At 65.9% G+C, this 17,914-nt stretch carries 22 protein-coding genes and 1 tRNA gene; 3 read left to right on the forward strand and 20 right to left on the reverse strand.

The window, feature by feature from the left end:
- Window positions 1-16 precede the first annotated feature (16 nt).
- The 18 genes from C8J30_RS03050 to C8J30_RS03135 all read right to left on the reverse strand — a co-directional run bounded on the left by C8J30_RS03050 (window position 17) and on the right by C8J30_RS03135 (window position 14,730).
- Complete coding sequence (locus tag C8J30_RS03050) at window positions 17-424, reverse strand: DUF3168 domain-containing protein (RefSeq protein ID WP_110804215.1); 408 nt, start codon at window positions 422-424, stop codon at window positions 17-19.
- Window positions 421-759: a head-tail adaptor protein gene (locus C8J30_RS03055; protein ID WP_110804216.1), complete on the reverse strand. Its 339-nt coding sequence runs from the start codon at window positions 757-759 to the stop codon at window positions 421-423. The genes C8J30_RS03050 and C8J30_RS03055 overlap by 4 nt, the downstream gene beginning before the upstream one ends.
- Window positions 756-1,349: a head-tail connector protein gene (locus tag C8J30_RS03060; protein ID WP_110804217.1), complete on the reverse strand. Its 594-nt coding sequence runs from the start codon at window positions 1,347-1,349 to the stop codon at window positions 756-758. The genes C8J30_RS03055 and C8J30_RS03060 overlap by 4 nt, the downstream gene beginning before the upstream one ends.
- 186 nt (window positions 1,350-1,535) lie before the next feature.
- Window positions 1,536-2,732: a phage major capsid protein gene (locus tag C8J30_RS03065; RefSeq protein ID WP_110804218.1), complete on the reverse strand. Its 1,197-nt coding sequence runs from the start codon at window positions 2,730-2,732 to the stop codon at window positions 1,536-1,538.
- A gap of 31 nt (window positions 2,733-2,763) precedes the next feature.
- The gene (locus C8J30_RS03070; protein WP_110804219.1) at window positions 2,764-3,318 is read right to left on the reverse strand and encodes an HK97 family phage prohead protease; all 555 of its coding nucleotides are present in this window, start codon (window positions 3,316-3,318) and stop codon (window positions 2,764-2,766) included.
- 10 nt (window positions 3,319-3,328) lie between these two features.
- A complete protein-coding gene (locus C8J30_RS03075) occupies window positions 3,329-3,562 on the reverse strand; it encodes a GTA head formation protein, RCAP_rcc01685 family (protein WP_181420749.1) in 234 nt (77 codons plus the stop codon).
- Window positions 3,563-3,565: 3 nt separating this feature from the next.
- Window positions 3,566-4,756 carry a phage portal protein gene (locus C8J30_RS03080; protein WP_110804220.1) on the reverse strand — a complete coding sequence of 397 codons (1,191 nt, stop codon included), beginning with the start codon at window positions 4,754-4,756 and terminating at the stop codon, window positions 3,566-3,568.
- 188 nt (window positions 4,757-4,944) lie between these two features.
- Window positions 4,945-6,291, reverse strand: coding sequence for a DNA-packaging protein (locus C8J30_RS03085; RefSeq protein WP_110804305.1), 1,347 nt, complete (start codon window positions 6,289-6,291; stop codon window positions 4,945-4,947).
- Window positions 6,242-6,565 (reverse strand): hypothetical protein, encoded by a 324-nt coding sequence (locus tag C8J30_RS03090; protein ID WP_110804306.1) that lies wholly within the window; start codon window positions 6,563-6,565, stop codon window positions 6,242-6,244. Before C8J30_RS03090 ends, C8J30_RS03085 begins: the two co-directional genes overlap by 50 nt.
- 193 nt (window positions 6,566-6,758) lie before the next feature.
- Entirely contained in the window at window positions 6,759-7,928 is a 1,170-nt protein-coding gene (mltG, locus tag C8J30_RS03095; RefSeq protein WP_181420758.1) for an endolytic transglycosylase MltG, read from the reverse strand.
- Window positions 7,928-9,190, reverse strand: a complete 1,263-nt coding sequence (gene fabF, locus C8J30_RS03100) for a beta-ketoacyl-ACP synthase II (protein ID WP_110804222.1) — start codon at window positions 9,188-9,190, stop codon at window positions 7,928-7,930. The genes mltG and fabF overlap by 1 nt, the downstream gene beginning before the upstream one ends.
- 79 nt (window positions 9,191-9,269) lie before the next feature.
- Window positions 9,270-9,842 carry an RNA 2',3'-cyclic phosphodiesterase gene (gene thpR / locus C8J30_RS03105; RefSeq protein WP_110804223.1) on the reverse strand — a complete coding sequence of 191 codons (573 nt, stop codon included), beginning with the start codon at window positions 9,840-9,842 and terminating at the stop codon, window positions 9,270-9,272.
- Window positions 9,843-9,968: 126 nt separating this feature from the next.
- Entirely contained in the window at window positions 9,969-10,373 is a 405-nt protein-coding gene (locus C8J30_RS03110) for a hypothetical protein (RefSeq protein WP_146227853.1), read from the reverse strand.
- Window positions 10,374-10,515: 142 nt separating this feature from the next.
- Window positions 10,516-10,749: an acyl carrier protein gene (locus tag C8J30_RS03115; protein WP_013067402.1), complete on the reverse strand. Its 234-nt coding sequence runs from the start codon at window positions 10,747-10,749 to the stop codon at window positions 10,516-10,518.
- A 202-nt stretch (window positions 10,750-10,951) separates the two neighbouring features.
- Window positions 10,952-11,689 carry a 3-oxoacyl-[acyl-carrier-protein] reductase gene (gene fabG / locus C8J30_RS03120; RefSeq protein ID WP_110804225.1) on the reverse strand — a complete coding sequence of 246 codons (738 nt, stop codon included), beginning with the start codon at window positions 11,687-11,689 and terminating at the stop codon, window positions 10,952-10,954.
- Window positions 11,690-11,767: 78 nt separating this feature from the next.
- On the reverse strand, window positions 11,768-12,697 hold the full coding sequence (fabD, locus tag C8J30_RS03125) for an ACP S-malonyltransferase (RefSeq protein WP_110804226.1): 930 nt from the start codon (window positions 12,695-12,697) through the stop codon (window positions 11,768-11,770).
- Between the two features lie 205 nt (window positions 12,698-12,902).
- Window positions 12,903-14,312 (reverse strand): type I glutamate--ammonia ligase, encoded by a 1,410-nt coding sequence (glnA, locus tag C8J30_RS03130; protein ID WP_110804227.1) that lies wholly within the window; start codon window positions 14,310-14,312, stop codon window positions 12,903-12,905.
- Between the two features lie 79 nt (window positions 14,313-14,391).
- The gene (locus C8J30_RS03135) at window positions 14,392-14,730 is read right to left on the reverse strand and encodes a P-II family nitrogen regulator (protein ID WP_110804228.1); all 339 of its coding nucleotides are present in this window, start codon (window positions 14,728-14,730) and stop codon (window positions 14,392-14,394) included.
- Between the two features lie 168 nt (window positions 14,731-14,898).
- On the opposite strand from C8J30_RS03135, the gene C8J30_RS03140 reads away from it, so the two are divergent.
- Both C8J30_RS03140 and C8J30_RS03145 read left to right on the forward strand, forming a co-directional pair.
- Entirely contained in the window at window positions 14,899-15,537 is a 639-nt protein-coding gene (locus C8J30_RS03140) for an NAD(P)H-hydrate epimerase (RefSeq protein ID WP_110804229.1), read from the forward strand.
- A 73-nt stretch (window positions 15,538-15,610) separates the two neighbouring features.
- Window positions 15,611-16,465, forward strand: coding sequence for an NAD(P)H-hydrate dehydratase (locus C8J30_RS03145; protein WP_110804230.1), 855 nt, complete (start codon window positions 15,611-15,613; stop codon window positions 16,463-16,465).
- A 93-nt stretch (window positions 16,466-16,558) separates the two neighbouring features.
- Here the strand turns inward: C8J30_RS03145 and C8J30_RS03150 are convergent, their stop codons facing one another.
- Window positions 16,559-17,089 carry a Hint domain-containing protein gene (locus tag C8J30_RS03150; protein ID WP_110804231.1) on the reverse strand — a complete coding sequence of 177 codons (531 nt, stop codon included), beginning with the start codon at window positions 17,087-17,089 and terminating at the stop codon, window positions 16,559-16,561.
- Between the two features lie 184 nt (window positions 17,090-17,273).
- Between C8J30_RS03150 and C8J30_RS03155 the strand changes: the two genes are divergently transcribed.
- Window positions 17,274-17,356, forward strand: a tRNA-Leu gene (locus C8J30_RS03155).
- A gap of 26 nt (window positions 17,357-17,382) precedes the next feature.
- Here C8J30_RS03155 and C8J30_RS03160 read toward each other — a convergent pair.
- Window positions 17,383-17,772: a hypothetical protein gene (locus tag C8J30_RS03160; RefSeq protein ID WP_146227854.1), complete on the reverse strand. Its 390-nt coding sequence runs from the start codon at window positions 17,770-17,772 to the stop codon at window positions 17,383-17,385.
- Between the last annotated feature and the right edge of the window lie 142 nt (window positions 17,773-17,914).

Here is a 17,914-nt window from a genome sequence, read left to right on the forward strand (position 1 = left end):
GCCCGACCCGAGGGCGTCAGCCCTCGACCCTCGCCCGAAAGGTCAGATCGATCCGCCGCGTGTCGGCCTTTTCCACCCGCCGCGCCTGCGCGCGCAGGAACCACAGCCCGACCAGCCGCCCGCGCGTCAGCATCAGATCGGCGCCGACGAGCGCATCCGAGACCGCCGCCGCCGCCGCCTTCGCCGTCGCAAATCCCGCCTCGTCGGTGATCACGGAAACGACGAAATCATGCGTCGCCCCATCGCCCGTCTTGTCCGAGGCATCGGCCACGTCCTCGGGCCCAAGGCTCACATAGGTGCCGACCAGCGTGCCCGGCGGCATCGCATCGTAAACCGCCGCCCCAACCAGCGCAGCCAAGGGCGCATCCGCCCGCAGATGCTGGTAAATCGCCGCCTGCAGCGCGCCCGCAACCGCATAGCTCATGCCACCACCTCCTCACGGGCAAAGCAGGTCAGGTAATGCCCCTCGCGGTCGCGCTCCGCGACGGCGAGGATGCGAAAGATCCGCGTGCCCTCGCGAAAGCGTTGCTCGGGCTTCGGGCGGCTGGCATGCCCAACAGGGGCCGCCCGCACGACGATGGTCCAGGGCACCGAGGCCAGCGTGACGAATTCTCCCGCCCGTTCGACCCCGCTGCCCGCCGTCACCTCGGCCCAGAGTTCGCCCTTGGCGACCCAGCTCAGCCGATGCCCGCCCGCGCCATCGGCGCCGCGCGTGGCCTCCTCCAGCACCAGCTTGCGGTTCAGCCGCGGCACGGTCATGGCCGCCCCCCCAGCACCCGCACCGTGCGCCAGCGTTCGATCAACGCCATCACGCCAAAAGGCATCGCGCCGCCCTCGGCCGCCCCGTCATGGCGCAACTCGTAATACTGCGCCGCGAGCAGGAACACCGCCTGCGCCAGATCGACCGGCAGCGCGCTCCAGCCCGCCCCGAACCCGGCGATGAAATCGATCTCGGCACGGCCATGCACCGGGATATCGGGCAGCAACGCCCCCAGCGCCTCGACCCGCGGCCGCGCCATGTCCTGCACCAGCCGCCAGCCCCCGGGCACCAACGTCGCGGCGCCCGCGCTGTCGACCAGCCGCAACGCAGTCACCGCACTCACCGGCGCAATCGGCAAGGTCTGCATCTCGCCCCAGCGCCAGCAGGTCAGAGAAAGCCGGAAGTCTCGGGAAATCAGCGCCTTGGCCGTGCGCCCCTCGATCGCGGCCATCGCCGCGCGCAGATAGGCCTGCAACGCCGCATCCTCGGCGCCCACATCGGCAAAGCCGGTGCCCAGCCGCAGATGGTCGCGGAATTCGGCCACCGGCAGCGCCGTCCCGGGCACCGCCGTCAGTTCGTTCAGCATCATGGAAATTCTCCGAAAGGCTGACCGCCCCCGGCGGTCCTGCGATTGGGCAGTCAGGCCCGGCGTTCGGGCGCGGCCCCCGCACCGCCACTCGGACGGAGGGAGCAGCTAGGCAGCGGCTCGAGACCCGCGCCCGCCCGCCGGCGAACCGGTGAGCCGGAGGTCACCCCCCGGCCCCTTCACCGCCCGTTACGAGGCGGCAAACTTCAGAAGCTTGATCGCGGCGAAATCGCTGACATCGCCACCGACGCGCTTGGAGGCATAGAACAGCACATGCGGCTTGGCCGAGAAGGGGTCACGCAGCACCCGCAGATCCGGGCGTTCCGCGATCGTGTAGCCATTGCCGAAATCGCCAAAGGCGATCGCATAGGCATTGGCCGCGATATCGGGCATGTCCTCGGCGATCAGCACCGGATAGCCCATCAGCCGCGCCGGTTCACCCGCCGACAGGCTGTCCGCCCAAAGGAACCGGCCGTCGGCATCCTTCATCTTGCGCACCGCGCCCGCGGTCTTCGAATTCATCACGAAGCTCGCATTGGCGCGGTACTCGGCGCCAAGCGCATAGACCAGATCAACGACCGCATCCGAGGCATTCACCGCCGCGAAATCGCCCGCCGCGCCCGTGGCGACATAGCCAAGGCTGCCCCAGGCCCAGGAGCCATTCGCCACCTTGGTCTTCGTCAGGAACCCGGTCGGCTTGTCCACCCCGTCGCCCGAAATGAAGGCCGCCGCTTCCGCCCGGGCGAATTTGTCGGCGATCCGCCCCGCCAGCCAGGTCTCGATATCAAAGGCGCTGTCATCCAGAAGCCGCTGCGACGCCTTCGGCATCGCCGCCAGCTCGTAAAGCGGAATGGTGATGCGGTCGATTTGCGGCGCGGCAGTCTCGGTCAGCGCCGCCACCTCGGTCGCCCAGCCCGAGCCCAGATCGGTCTTGTCCACCAGCACCTCGAAGGCGGTGGCCTCGACATTCACCACATTGGCGATCTGGCGCAGCGACGCGGTCGAGCGCAACACGCCGCGGATCGTCTCGGCGGTCTGCGGATCGACCAGATAGCCGCCATCGGCCGCCACCGCCGAGGTCATCCCCTTGCCCTCAAGCGTCAGGCCGCGCAGGCCCCCGTCATCGCCCGAGCGCAGATAGGCCGCGAAAGCCTTCTGATGCGGCGCCTCCTCCGAGGCGGCGGCGGCAAGGGCATGACGCCCGGCGAAAGTTCTGGTCTGCAGCATGGTCACACGCTCTTCCTGTTGTTGCAATCTCGTCTTCACGTCGTCCTGAAAGCCTTTGACTTCCTTCAGGAACCCGGCCAGCGCGGTTTTCACCTCGGCGGCCGGATCGGGGGCCTCGGGCATGCCCGATCCGGCCCGAGCCTTGGTCTCGGTCTTCATCCTCTCAACTCTCCTGCAGCAGCGGCGGGGCTCAGCGCGCCGCCAGTTCGGCCGTGGCCCTTGCCAGCGCCTCGGCCAGATCGCGCCAGTCAGCCGCCGCAAGGCTTTCGCCCTTCGCCGCCACCCGCGCCTCGCGAAGCATCGGGAAGGTCACCAGCGACACTTCCCAAAGCTCCAGTTCCGCAAGCAGCCGCTGGCCTTTTGCGTCCTTCTCGGCCGTGATCGTGCGATAGCCGATCGACAGCCCGTCGATCGCCCCCGCCTCAATCAGCGCCACCGCCTCGCGCGCCCGCGCCACCTCGGGCAAGAGCCTGCCCTTGACGTAAAGCCCGCGCGCATCTTCCCGGATCTCGTCCCAGACGCCGATCGGCTGCGCCGGATCATGCTGCCACAGCATCTTGACCGAGCCGCCCCGCGCCTTGATCGCCGCAAGACTTTTCGCATAAGCGCCCTTCGCCACCACGTCGCCGCCCTGATCGGGCAGACCGAACAGGCTCGCATAGCCCTCGATCCGCGTGCCGTCCTGCACCTGCACCGGTTGCGCGCCACAGAACTTCACCTCCAGCCCGCTCTCGCCTCTCTCCATTCTCCGCTCCTCACTTCGGGGCAAAATTCAAAATGCCCTGCACCGCCTGCGTCAGGATCACGGCGACGACGCCGTAAACCGTCATGAACAACCGCTTTTCCAGCCGCTCGATCATCACCTCGATCTTCTCGAGCCGCCGGTCCACCTGGGTGAACTGCAACTCCATGATCCGCTCGGTCGCCTCGAACCGCTGCTCATGCACCTCGAACGGCTCCTTGAGGTAGCGCGACCCCCCCACCACCATGCCTCACCCCTCCGCGACCGGCAGCAGCCCCAAAAGCACCCGTTTCTCGCTGTCGCTCAGAAAAGCGGCCGCGCCGATCCGTGACCAAAGCTGATCGCGCTCGGCGGAAAGCGCGGGCACCTGATCCAGATCCGGCTTCAACTCGATCGCGGCGCCCCAGAACCCCGACAGCCACCAGGCCAACGCCGCCGAAACCCGGGTCAGAAGCGGCAGCACGGTCAGCCGATAAAACGCCCGGTTCGCCTCGGCGTAATTGGCATAGGTCGCATCGCCCGGAATACCGATCAGCATCGGCGGCACCCCGAAGGCGAGCGCGATCTCCCGCGCCGCCGCCGCCTTCGTCTCGTGAAATTCCATGTCCGAGGGGCTGAACCCCATCGGCTTCCAGTCGAGCCCACCTTCAAGCAGCATCGGCCGTCCGGCATTCCGCGCGCCCTGATGATGCGTCTCCATCTCGAAGATCAGCCGCTCATACTGCTCGGGCGCCAGAACGCCCTGCCCATCCGCGCCCTTGTAGATGATCGCGCCACTGGGCCGCGCCGCATTGTCCAAAAGCGCCTTCGACCAGGCGCTCGCGGCGTTATGCACGTCCAAAGCCACCGCCGCCGCCTGCATGGGCGAAAGGCCATAATGATCATCGGTCGGATGGAAGCTCTTGATGTGACAGATCGGATCGGGATGGCCCGTCATGTCGAAGCGATGCTTGCGCCCGCCCACGGTGTAATCATACCCCACCGGCCAACCATCCGTCCCCGGCACCACCGCCATCCGATCGGATCGCAGCACATGCAACTCCTTCGGCACACCCGGCTCGGGGCAGACCGCCTCCAGATAGCCATTGCCCGACAGCAGGATCTGCCCGAACAGCGCCTCGAACAACTCCGCCCGCCCCTGCCCGGCATTCGGACGACGCAAAAGATCCAGCACCGGATGCACGTCGTAGCGCCGCTCGGCATCCTGACAGATCAAGGGCACCGCCGCCGCCGCCTCGGCAATCAGCTTGACCGAGCGGAACCCGACCGGATTGCCATTGAACCCCGCGCGCATCAGGCTGACCGTATCGCGCGGTCCCCAGACCGGCCGTCCCGCCCCCGAGGCCATCGCCACGATCCGCCCCGTCACCGAGGCCTTGCGCTCGACGGCCGTCTCGGTTGTCCCCTCCGGGGCCGCCCTGCGAAAGAAATTCAGTCCCATCCCGTTCTCCTCGTCGCGGCCCGGCCCAAGGCCCCGGCCAAAGAAAAAGGGCCGGGAAATCTCCCGACCCTTTCGGCACGTCATCAGCGGTCAAGAGCGGGGGTTTCACACCCCCGCACCCCCGTGAGGTATTTTCGGCAAGATGAAAGCAGCCTGCTTCTTCTTGGCCCAAATACGCCCTTGCGCCCTCAAAGCCCACGCACCTGCGGCCGGCGCCAATGCGCTGCGGGCTCGATCATCAATTCCGTCATCGCCCAGACCAGCGCATCCACCCGGTCGGGCGAGCCCTTGCCGGAATAGCCCTGCACGGTCATCCGGCACATCTGATCCTCAAGCGCGCCAAGCCGCCCGTCACGGCAATGCTTGACCCGGCCCTGCTCATACAAAGCCGCCACCGGCTCCGCCCGCGCCGATTTCCCCCGCGAGGCCCGCAGCGCCTTGAACGGCACCAGCGGATCGATCTGGCGCAGCACGCTCTCGACCATGTCGCCGCCCTGATTGACCTCGGCCACCAGCTTCTCGGCACCCCAGCGTTCCATCGCGGCAATCGCCGCCAGCGCCCAATCGGTCGGCCGACCGCGGACCGAGGCATCCTCCAGCACATAGGCCCGCCACTCGGCAACCGGGCCGCGGGTCACCGCGCCCGCCACCACGATCCCGCATTCGTCTGACCCCGCGCCCCCGGTCACGGCCGGATCGAGCGCCACCACCACCCGGTCCATCTCGGGCGGAGCCGCCAGCCGCAGCCCCTCCAGCTGCGCCGTGGTCCAAAGCGCCCCCTCGACATCCTCGAGCAGCACCCCCTCCAGCTCCTGCCGCCCAAGCCGCGTGCCCGCATAGCGCGCCTGCACCTCGGTCAGGAAGCTTTCCGCCAGATAGGCCCGGTTCGCCTCGGTCGGCGCATGGGTCAGCACCGTCGAGGGGTTGCTCAGGATCGCCTTCAGCACACCGACATTGCGCGGCGTCGTGGTGATCACCTGCTGCGGATGCTTGCCCAGCCGCAGTGCGAACTGCAGCATGTCCCAGGTTTCCTCGGCCTTTTTCCACTTTGCCAACTCGTCGACCCAGGCCGCATCGAACTGCGGCCCCCGCAGCGCCTCGGGCTCCTGCGCCGAATAGGCCTGCGCCGTCGCCCCGTTCGCCCAGACGAGCCTGCGTTTCGTCGCCTCCCACTCCGGGCGCCGGTCGGGCGGAGAGCAGGCCAGAATCCCGCTCTCGCCAAAGATCATCACATCGCGCACCTGATCGAAGGTCTCGCCCACCAGCGCCACCCGATGCGCCCGGCCGGGGTCGGCGGGCCGCGCGCCCTCAACCTGCGCGCGCACCCATTCCGCCCCGGCCCGTGTCTTGCCAGCCCCGCGTCCCCCCATGATCACCCAGCTCTTCCAGCCGCCCACGGGGGGCAGCTGATGGGGCAAGGCCCAGAACTCGAAGATCCAGGGCAAAGCCAGCAACGCATTGTCCCCAAGCCCGTTCAGAAAGGCGTCAACCTCCTGCGGCGTCGCGGAGGCAAGCCAGGCGGCGCCCGATCTCAGCCCGGGCAGAATCCAGGTCGAGCTCGCTTCCGGAGACGACTCCGGCCACTTGTCTGCGAAGTTTTTCAACGCGCACCCTTTCTTCCATCACCATCTGGAAGGCCGTGCGAAGGTCCTTGACCGCCTGCGCGGCGGCCTTGGCCTCCTTCATCTCGCCCTGGCGAACCCCTTTCATCGCCAGCGCCAGTTCCCCGGCAATTTCCCGATAAAGTTCCTCCGTCTCCTCCAGCAAATCCACCGGAGGAGTGTCCCCACCCTTGAACCCCATATCCATGTTCTGAGTTACCCGCCTCTCATGCCTGATCCGCACGAGCGAAATGAAAAAAGCGCACACGGTCTCCCGCGGCGCTTGCCCACCTCTCCTAGCATGACAGATATCTACCTTAGGGCGCGCGCAATGTCAAGCGCTAAATCCAAGGTTGCGCGCCGGAAAACGGAAAAACCCCGGGCAGTGCCGGGGTTTTTCTTCAGTTTCCGTCGGTTGCACCCTGACCTTGGGTCTTTTCGATCTCCCGCCAACGCGCGACGTTCTTGTTATGCTCCGCGATCGTCTCGGCAAAGGCATGACCGCCGGTGCCATCGGCGACGAAATACAGGTATTTCGTCGAATCAGGGTTCAGCGCCGCCTTGATCGCCGCCGCCCCCGGGTTGCAGATCGGCCCCGGCGGCAGCCCGTCGATCACATAGGTGTTGTAAGGCGTCTCGCGCCGCAGCTCCGACTGCCGCAGACCGCGGCCCAGCACGCCCTGCCCCTTGGTCACGCCATAGATCACCGCCGGGTCGGTCTGCAGCCGCATCCCCTGCGCGATCCGGTTGACGAAGACGCTCGCCACCCGCGCGCGCTCTTCGGGCACACCGGTTTCCTTCTCGACGAGCGAGGCCATCACCAGCGCCTCTTCGGGCGTGCCATAGGGCACCCCCGGCGCACGCGCGGCCCAGGCCGCCGCCAGAACCGCCTTTTGCCGCTCTTCCATCTCGGCGATCAGATCGGCCCGTTTCGCGCCGCGCTTCATCTCGTAACTGTCGGGCGAGAGGCTCCCCTCCGGCGGCAGCTTCGCCACCTCGCCGGTCAGGAAATCCGCCGATTTCAGCGCCTCGACCACCTGCCAACTGGTCACGCCCTCGGCCAAAGTCACCCGCAGCCGCACATCCGACATCGCCGCGTCCTCGGCAAAGCCCGCAGGCGCGGGCTCCAGCTTCGGATCGAACTTCGCCACCTCGACATAATCACCCACCGCAGGGTCCAGCTCGCGCAGGATCATCTGCTGGCCATTCACCCCGATGCGGTAATTCAGCTCGGTGCCGCAAGTCGAGGGCCCGCCCGCCGTGATCTGCTCGACAATCCCCGCCATCGAGGATCCGGGTGCGATCAGATAGGAGCCCACCTTCAGCTTGTCGGCCTTCTTGTCGTAATCGGCCCCGGCGCGGAAGATATAGGCGGAGGAAATCGCGCCCTTGTTCTTCAGCGTCTCCGACACATCGCGAAACTTCGCGCCGGGCTCGACGCGCAGACACATCCCCGCCGTCAGCGGGCCGGACCCGTCATACTGACGCTTCGCCCAGGTCACCACTCCCCCCAACACAACCATCAGAACAATCAACAGGGTGAGGAAGTTGGAGACGATGTTGCGCCACATCATCCGTTCACCTTGCCCAGGATCAGCGCCGCATTGGTGCCGCCAAAGCCGAAGCTGTTCGACATCGCGATGTCGATCTTGCGCTTCACCGCCGCCTTCGGCGCCAGGTCGATCTTCGCTTCGACCGCCGGGTTATCCAGGTTCAGCGTCGGCGGCGCGACCTGATCACGGATCGCCAGAATGCAGAAGATCGCCTCGACCGCCCCGGCCGCGCCCAGCAAATGCCCGATCGCCGATTTCGTCGAGGACATCGTCGCTTTCGAAGCCGCCTCGCCCAGAAGCCGCTCGACCGCGCCCAGCTCGATCGTGTCGGCCATGGTCGAGGTCCCATGCGCGTTGATGTAATCGATCTGGCTCGGCGCAATGCCCGCGCGCTTCACCGCTGCCGTCATCGCCCGGAACCCGCCATCGCCATCTTCCGAGGGCGCGGTGATGTGATAGGCATCGCCCGACATGCCATAGCCCAGCACCTCGGCATAGATCTTCGCGCCGCGCGCTTTCGCGTGTTCGTATTCTTCCAGCACGACGACGCCAGCGCCCTCGCCCATGACGAAGCCATCGCGGTCGACATCCCACGGACGGCTCGCCGCCGTCGGCTCCTCGGCCCGCTTGGTCGAAAGCGCCTTGCAGGCGTTGAACCCGGCAATGCCGATCTCGGAAATCGGATTCTCGGCGCCACCCGCCACCATCACATCGGCATCGCCAAGCGCAATCAGCCGCGCCGCATCGCCGATCGCATGGGCGCCCGTCGCGCAAGCCGTCACCACCGCATGGTTCGGCCCCTTGAAGCCGAAGCGGATCGAGACATGCCCCGAGACGAGGTTGATCAGCGCCGCCGGAATGAAGAACGGGCTGACGCGCTTCGGCCCCTTCTCCTTGATCAGGACGGCGGTTTCCGCAATCGTCTGCAGCCCGCCGATGCCCGAGCCGATCATCACGCCGGTGCGGCAGCGGTCCTCCTCGTCTTCCGGCTCCCAGCCCGAATCCTTCACCGCCTGCACCGCCGCGGCGACGCCATACAGGATGAACTCATCGACCTTGCGGCTCTCTTTCGGCTCCATCCACTGATCGGGATTGAACGTGCCCTCGGTGCCATCGCCGCGCGGCACTTCGCAGGCGTATTTCGTCACCACATTCGAGGCGTCAAAGCGCGAGATCAGACCCGCCCCCGACTGACCAGCCAGAAGCCGCGACCAGGTTTCTTCGACCCCGCAAGCCAGCGGCGTGACCAGACCCAGACCCGTGACGACAACCCGACGCATCGCAAACCCCTTTCGCGTTTCGTTAAGGCCTTCTACACGGGCCGCAAAAGCCGTGCAACGTCATGCGCCGCCGCAGGCATCACTTCGCCTGCCCCAAGGTAAACTCTGCGCGCTCGGGATACTCGGCCAGCACCTCATACTCCGCCCCCTCCCGCGTCAGATGCGAGCGCAGCAGCGCAAAGCCCGTCACCCGCCACTCCGGCAAGACCACATCGCCCCGGCTTTCCAGCAGATGCCCCAGCCGCGCCGCCTGCGTCTCGGTCAAGCCCTTGTTGAACCTCGCAATCGTCACATGCGGCCGAAACCGCCGCCGTTCCAGATCAATCCCCGCCCGCCGCGCGGCCTGTGCCAGTTTCGCCTGCAAGGCCTCAAGCGCCGGTTCGGGCCGCAGCTTCAGCACCAGCGCCCGGGTCCGATCACCGCCCTCGAGCACATCAAGCCCCGCCAGTCCCAGCGTGACCGGCGCAACCGAAATCCCGACCAGTTCCTCGTGCAGCAACTCCAGTTCCGGCGGTTCGACATCACCCAGAAACACCAGAGTCAGATGCAGCGCCTCCTCGGCCACGGCCCGCCCGCAGCCCAATTCGCCCTGCAAGGCCGCAATCGCGCCCCAAAGCGCCTCGGGAACCATGATGCCCAGAAAGACCCGCATCGCCCCTCCTTGTGTCCCTCAATCGTGCCCGAACTCCGTGCCGTGCGAAAGAGGGATCGCCTCAGAAACCGAAAGGGCTGGCGAAGGGTCCGCCAGCCCCGATGGCTTGATGAGACGGCAAGCCGATCAGAACGGCGACTGCGCCTCCGGCCCGCCACCACCGCCGCCGCCGCCGGTGCTCGCGACCGCAGGCGCGCTCGTGTTGACAAAACCACCGCTCGGACCGTAGGTGAAGCCACCGCCGCCGATGCCGTAGCCCAGATCGAGGCCGATATAGGCATCGTCATTCACATAGGCACCGCCAAAGGTGCCGCGCCAGGACTTGCTCTGAAACAGATAATCGACACCGGCCGTCGCAACGACGCTGTCGTCTTCGTCATCCGAAAACACCCGCAGGCCGACGCCGGATTGTACCTGACCGCCGCCGAAGGCGATCGACACCCCAAGACCCACGGCAGGGTCGGCACGGGCCGGCGCCGCCAACATCAGGGCCGCAACAGTTACGGCGAAAACAGCTTTGGACAGAACCATCACCAACTCCTTCTGACGAAATCCGGAGTTCAGCATGTATCTATTTTAACGATTCAGCAAGCGTCGCAGGTCCAGACAGCGCCAAAACGCAAACGACGCCCCGAGGGGCGCCGTTCGTCAAGCTCGAAAGCTCAAAAACCGATCAGGCGGCTTCGGTGATGAACTTCACCGCATCGCCGAAGGTCTGGATGGTTTCGGCGGCGTCGTCCGGGATTTCGATGCCGAATTCTTCTTCGAAAGCCATCACCAGTTCCACGGTGTCAAGGCTGTCGGCGCCGAGATCGTCGATGAACGAGGCGGTCTCGGTGACCTTGTCCTCTTCCACGCCCAGATGCTCCACGACGATCTTCTTCACGCGATCCGCGATGTCGCTCATGTTTCTTCCTCGTTTAGGGGGCCGAAACCCATCCTGTCAGTGCTCGTTCGAGCGGCTTCAACACCGGTTTTGCCGGGCTGCCGCGAGCCGAGGCTAACCCCCCGCTCGTCCCCGCCGCTCATATCACAGTGAAAGCACAAGGCAAGCCGTTTTGCTTTCGCCCCTGCCGCTGCGGCAGGGGCAACTCGTCACACCGGCGATCTCAGATCATCGCCATGCCGCCGTTGACGCTCAGCGTCGTGCCGGTGACATAGCCCGCCTCGGGCGAAGCCAGATACAGCACCGCCGCCGCGATCTCCTCGGCCGCGCCCATGCGCCCGGCCGGGATCTGCGTCAGGATCTTCGCCTTCTGCTCGTCATTCAGCTTGTCGGTCATCGCCGTGGCAATGAAACCGGGCGCGACGCAGTTCACGGTGATGCCGCGGCTGGCCACTTCATAGGCCAGCGATTTCGACATGCCGGTGAGGCCCGCCTTCGCGGCGGCATAGTTGCCCTGGCCCGGATTGCCGGTCTGGCCGACGACACTGGTGATATTCACGATCCGCCCCCAGCGCGCCTTCATCATGCCGCGCAGCACGCCGCGCATCAGCCGGAACGAGGCGGTCAGGTTGACGTCGATCACGCTCGCCCATTCCTCGTCCGACATCCGCATGAACAAATTGTCCCGCGTGATCCCCGCGTTGTTCACAAGGATATCCACAGATCCCATCGCCTCGATCGCCGCTTTGGGCAGCGCCTCCACGGACGCCGGGTCCGAGAGGTTCGCCGGGCACACAAAGGCCCGCTCGCCCAGCTCGGCCGCCAGTTTCTCAAGCGGCTCGACCCGCGTGCCCGACAACGCCACCTTGGCCCCGGCCGCATGCAGCGCCTTCGCCACCTCGCCACCGATACCACCCGAGGCGCCCGTCACCAGCGCCGATTTCCCAGTCAGATCAAACATCTGCAAGCCTTTCCTGTCATGGCATTCATCTTGCCACAAATACCTCGGGGTCCGGGGCGGAGCCCCGGCTTGGCCCGTTCAGCCCTTCAAGCCCGCCACATCCTCGGGCGTGCCAACGGCCTTCTGCGTGGTTTCCTTGGCGATGCGCTTGATCATGCCCGACAGCGCCTTGCCCGCGCCCACTTCGCAGAAGTCGGTCACGCCTTGCGACACCATCCACAGCACCGACTCGCGCCAGCGCACCGAGCCCGTGACCTGCGCCACCAGCAGTTGGCGAATTGTCTCGGGGTCACACACCGCCTCGGCGCGCACATTCGCCACGACCGGCACAATCGGCGCCGAGACCGTCACCGCCGCCAGCGCCTCGGCCATCCGGTCCGCCGCGGGCTGCATCAGCGCGCAATGGAAGGGGGCGGACACCGGCAGCATCACCGCGCGCTTCGCGCCCTTGCCCTTGGCAATCTCGACGGCACGCTCGACCGCCGCCTTGTGGCCGGACACGACGACCTGCGCCGGATCATTGTCATTCGCCGCCTGACAGACCTCGCCCTGCGCCGCGTCGGCCGCAACCTCGGCCGCCGTGGCGAAATCGAGTCCCAGCAAAGCCGCCATCGCCCCCACGCCCACCGGCACCGCCGATTGCATCGCCTCGCCGCGGATGCGCAGCAGCCGCGCCGTATCGGCCAGCGTCAACGCCCCCGCCGCGCACAGCGCCGAATATTCCCCAAGGCTGTGCCCGGCAACAAAGGCGGCCGAACCGATCTCGATCCCCTCGGCCTTCAGCGCCGCAACCGCGGCCAGCGAGGTCGCCATCAGCGCCGGCTGCGCATTCGCCGTCAGCGTCAGCCGCTCGATCTCGCCTTCCCAGATCAGCGCGCTCAGCTTTTCACCGAGAGCCGCGTCCACCTCGTCGAAGACCGCCTTCGCCGCCGGATAAGCCTCGGCCAAGGCCTTGCCCATTCCGATCGTCTGCGCCCCCTGACCGGGGAACACCCATGCCACGCTCATGCCCGCCTCCTTGGTAATGCTGCCGTTTCATACCGTGACGCTGCGTCCGGGGCAACCGCGGCGCCCGGGGTCAAGCGCCGCAGGCAAAAGGGCGTATTTGCACCAAGAAGAAGCCCCGGGTTTCTTCTTGGCTCAAATACGCCCCTTTCCACGACAAAAGAAAAGGGCGCCTCGACAGGCGCCCTTTCCCGAACCATCCCGCCAATCAGCAGGAGTAGTACATCTGGTATTCGACCGGGTGGGGGGTGTGCTCGTAAGCGTAGACTTCTTCCCACTTCAGCGCCATGTAGCCTTCCAGCTGGTCCTTGGTGAACACGTCACCGGCCAGCAGGAACTCGTGGTCCTTCTCGAGCTCGGTCAGCGCTTCACGCAAGCTGCCGCAGACGGTCGGGATCGCGGCCAGTTCTTCCGGCGGCAGATCGTAGAGGTCCTTGTCCGACGCCGGGCCCGGATCGATCTTGTTCTTGATGCCGTCGAGACCGGCCATCAGGAGGGCGGCAAACGCCAGATAGGGGTTCGCCGACGGATCGGGGAAGCGGGCTTCGACGCGCTTGGCTTTCGGCGACTCGGTCCACGGAATACGGACGCAGCCCGAGCGGTTGCGGGCCGAATAGGCGCGCAGCACCGGGGCCTCGAAGCCCGGGATCAGACGCTTGTAGCTGTTGGTGCCCGGGTTGGTCAGGGCGTTCAGCGCTTTCGCGTGCTTCAGGATGCCGCCGATGAAGTAGAGCGCTTCCTGCGACAGGTCCGCATATTTGTCGCCGGCGAAGAGCGGTTTCCCGTCTTTCCAGATCGACATGTTCACGTGCATCCCCGAGCCGTTGTCGCCCTTCATGGGCTTCGGCATGAAGGTCACGGTCTTGCCATAGGCATGCGCGACGTTGTGGATGACGTATTTGTATTTCAGGATGTTGTCGGCCTGTTCGGTGAGACCACCGAAGATCAGCCCGAGTTCATGCTGGCAGGTCGCCACTTCGTGGTGGTGCTTGTCGACCTTCATGCCCATGCGCTTCATGGTCGAGAGCATCTCGCCACGCAGGTCCTGGGCCTCGTCGACCGGGTTCACCGGGAAGTAGCCGCCCTTGTGGCCGGCGCGGTGGGCGAGGTTGCCCATCTCGACTTCGGCATCGGTGTTCCAGGCCGCCGCTTCGGCGTCGATCTGGTAGGCGACCTTGGCCGGGGTGACCGAGTAGCGCACGTCGTCGAAGATGAAGAATTCGGCTTCCGGCCCGAAATAGGCGGCGTCACCGATGCCCGAGGCTTTCAGGTAAGCTTCGGCTTTCAGCGCGATGCCGCGCGGGTCGCGCGAATAGGCTTCGCCGGTGTCCGGCTCGACCACGTTGCAGTGCACGCACATGGTCTTTTCGGCGTAGAAGGGGTCGATGTAGACCGAGGAGGCGTCGGGGATCAGCTTCATGTCCGACTGATCGATCGACTTCCAGCCCGCGATCGACGAGCCGTCGAACATGAAGCCTTCTTCGAAGAAGTCTTCGTCGACGAGGTCGGCGATCAGCGTCACGTGTTGCAGTTTGCCACGCGGGTCACAGAAACGGATGTCGACATATTCGACTTCCTCCGCCTTCATCAGATCGAGAGCCTTTTTGACTGCGCTCATTTGCAAATTACCCTTTCGTTGAGCATGGGTTCCGGGCAAGCCCGTTGCGGTTCAGGGCCGAAGGCCCGAATGTCTAATCTCAGACCGCGTCTTCACCGGTCTCGCCGGTGCGGATGCGGATCGCCTGTTCGATGGAGGACACGAAGATCTTCCCGTCGCCGATCTTCTCGGTGCGCGCGGCGCCGATGATGGCTTCGATGGCGGCATCCACCATCTCGTCGGGCAGCACCATCTCGATCTTCACCTTGGGCAGGAAGTCGACGACATATTCGGCCCCGCGATAAAGCTCGGTGTGGCCTTTTTGCCGTCCGAAGCCCTTCACCTCGATCACGCTCAGCCCCTGGATTCCAGCTTCCTGAAGCGCCTCCTTCACTTCATCGAGCTTGAAAGGCTTGATGATCGCCTCGACCTTCTTCATGCCGACTCCCCCTTTCGATCTTGCGCACTCGTCTCACCACTTTCCACGCCGCCCCGCAATCGGCTAGCTTTTGCCCCGGGTGCCGCACCGGGGGATTCCCCCGGCAGCGATGATGATTTGAGCGGTTAGCATGTTTATTGTGCGAAATGGAAACTCTTCGGGCGGCAAATGACGGAAATCTTGACGAGTGATGAAATGCGCAGCCTCGAGAGAGCCGCCATTGCCTCCGGCCGCATCAGCGGCCTTGATCTGATGGAGCGCGCCGGAACCGGCGTGGTCGAGGCGATCGGCGAGGCCTGGCCCGATTTTCGCACCCCGGCGGATGTGCCCCGCCATGCGGTGGTGCTCTGCGGCCCGGGCAACAATGGCGGCGATGGTTTCGTGGTCGCGCGCCTGCTGCGCCGCCGCGGCTGGAAGGTGACGCTCTATCTTTATGGCGACCCCGAGAGGCTGCCGCCGGACGCGCGCACCAATCACGACCGCTGGCGTCGCATCGGCACGCTCTCGGCCCTGCCCGCCGCGCCCGATTTCAGCACGGCCGATCTGGTCGTCGATGCGCTCTTCGGCCTCGGGCTGACACGGCCGCTGACCGGCTTCGGCCCGATCTTCAGCGCGCTGGCCACGGCCGGACGCCCGGTGCTGGCGATTGACCTGCCCTCGGGGCGTGACGCGGATGCGCTGCCCGATTCCGTCGGCTGGCCCTCCGCGCCCTGCTCGCTCGCCGTGACCTTTCACCGCGAGAAACCGCTGCACGCCCGCCTGCGCGCCGAAGGCATCGGCGTCATCGTCAAGCCGATCGGGCTCTGACGCAAATCTTCACCCTTTCCACACCAACGCCTGACTATATGGTGCGGAAGGACCGACCGCGCCGGAGACCGCCATGATCCGCCAGATCACCCTGACCGAGGAGATGCGCTCCCGCCTCGCCAAACCGGCTGCGGCGCATAAATACGACCACGGCCATGCGATGGTTCTGGCGGGAAGCCCCGGCAAGGGCGGCGCCGCCCGTCTGGCCGCCCGTGCGGCGCTGCGCGTGGGCGCGGGCCTTGTGACGCTCGCCTGCCCGCAGATCAGCCTGGCCGAGAATGCGGCCCAGCTGAATGCGATCATGCTGACCGCCCTGCCCGATGCCTATTCCCTGCGCGGCCATTTTCAGGATCCGCGGCTGAATGCGCTTTGCCTCGGCCCCGGGCTGGGTCAGCCCCGCGCGCTTGAAATGGCCCCGGCCGCGCTTTGGCTGCGCCGCCCGACCGTGCTTGACGCCGATGCGTTGACGGCCTTCACCGCCGATCCGCGCCCGCTCTTTACTGCGCTGCACGAACAGGTGGTGATCACCCCGCATCTGGGCGAATTCCGCAGGCTCTTCCCCGATCTTGCCCATGCCCTTGAAGACGGCTCGCTGACGCTGGTCGAAGCCGCCCGCCATGCCGCCGATCGGGTCAAATGCACCGTGCTGCTGAAAGGCCCGGAAACCGCCATCGCGCATCCTTCGGGAGAGGCCGCAGTGCACAGCGCGACAGGCAGCCGCGCCGCCCCCTGGCTTGCGACCGCGGGATCGGGCGACGTTCTGGCCGGAATCATCGCCGGTCTGATGGCGCGCAACTTCTCGCCCTTCGAAGCCGCCTGCACCGGCACCTGGCTGCATGTCGAGGCCGCGCTGAGCTTCGGCCCCGGCCTCATCGCCGAAGACCTGCCTGAGGAGCTGCCGAAAGTCTTTCGCGCGCTGAACCTCTGATCCGCAGTTTGAAACCGCGAAAAGGGCGTATTTGATCCAAGAAAAAACCCGCAGCCTTTTTCTTGGTGCAAATACGCCCTTTTGAAGCCTTGGTTACGCGCGCACGGCCAGCGGCGTACAACCGATCTCGACCCCGTCGGCATAGATCACCTCGGGCGCCTCGAAATGCAGCGCGAACAGCCGGATCTTGCGGCCGCTGAGGCGGGTGATGAATTGCCCGTCGATCAACCGCTCGACCGGGACCAGCGCCTGCGGCGCCCCGAACATCACCTGCGCCCGCCAGTCGCGCAGAAGCACCCGCGTGCCCGCGCCCAGAACCATCGCCTGCCCCGGCCGGTCATGGCCAAGCGCCCCGGGCGCGATCGCGACAAGCCGCGACACCAGCGGCAGGCTCGACAGCCCGCGCAGCACCCGCAGACCCGCGCGGGTGACGATGCGATCGCCAAGGTTCAGAAACTCGACCGGCAGGAGCCCATCCATGGTCGCCACGCGCGACCCCATGGCAATTCCGGCCACCCCATGCGCGCCCTCGGCGCTCTTGCGGGTATCGAAGGTGAATGACGGCGCAGAAGACGCAGGACCCTTGGCCCCGCCGTCATCGCGCCCCGTGGCCTGCCTGTCCATCGGGTCTTCCTGCTCTCGTGCCGGTTTCCGGCTGTTCTGGTCTTGCGGCCTTTGCGGCTCTGATCCCAGACTAGGCCAAGCCCCCGGCGCTGACGAGGGGAAAGGTTAATCAAACCTATTTTGCAGATAGACCTGTTGCCCCCCCTACACAGGGGGCAGCAGAGTTGCTAAAAGAGAGACAAGTGCGGGTGTGGCGGAATTGGTAGACGCACCAGATTTAGGTTCTGGCGCCTTGGCGTGGGGGTTCGAGTCCCTTCACCCGCACCATACGGGGTCCGGCTCGCCGCGAGGGCTCAGTTTTGCGCCGCCTCCCCGCCGGAGCGGCATTCCCGGTTCAGATAGCGATCCACCTTGTCCAGCAGGCTTTCCCGCGCTTGCGTGCCACCAAAGCCGTGCCCATCGGCTTTCGAGACCGCCTTCACCCCGGTCCCGAAGCCCCCGGCACTGATGAAACGGGTTCCGCTCGCCGTCGGGGGCGCAAAGGCCTGCTGCGCCATGTCCCGCGCCAGCGCCTCGACTTCCTTGTCGTAAAGCTTCGCAATCTCCTTGCAATCGAAGAGGGTCGGATCTTCGGGCAGATGCGACAAGTCGACCTTGCGCGACTCCCATTTCTGTCCGCCCAGCACCGTCACGCCCCCCATGAGGGCCATCGACGCAAGGATCATCAAAATTCCGCGTAGCATTCAATTCTCCTCACCAGTACTACCTGCGCGCGAATCTTGCAGGCCACATTCCCCTCATAATGGCATAAGCGGCTATTCGATACCCTTTCAAGATGCGATCAATTTGCGGCTTTTCACCTTGCCAGCAAGGTCGCCAGCCCCT

Source organism: Rhodobacter viridis (assembly GCF_003217355.1).
Taxonomy (GTDB): domain Bacteria; phylum Pseudomonadota; class Alphaproteobacteria; order Rhodobacterales; family Rhodobacteraceae; genus Rhodobacter; species Rhodobacter viridis.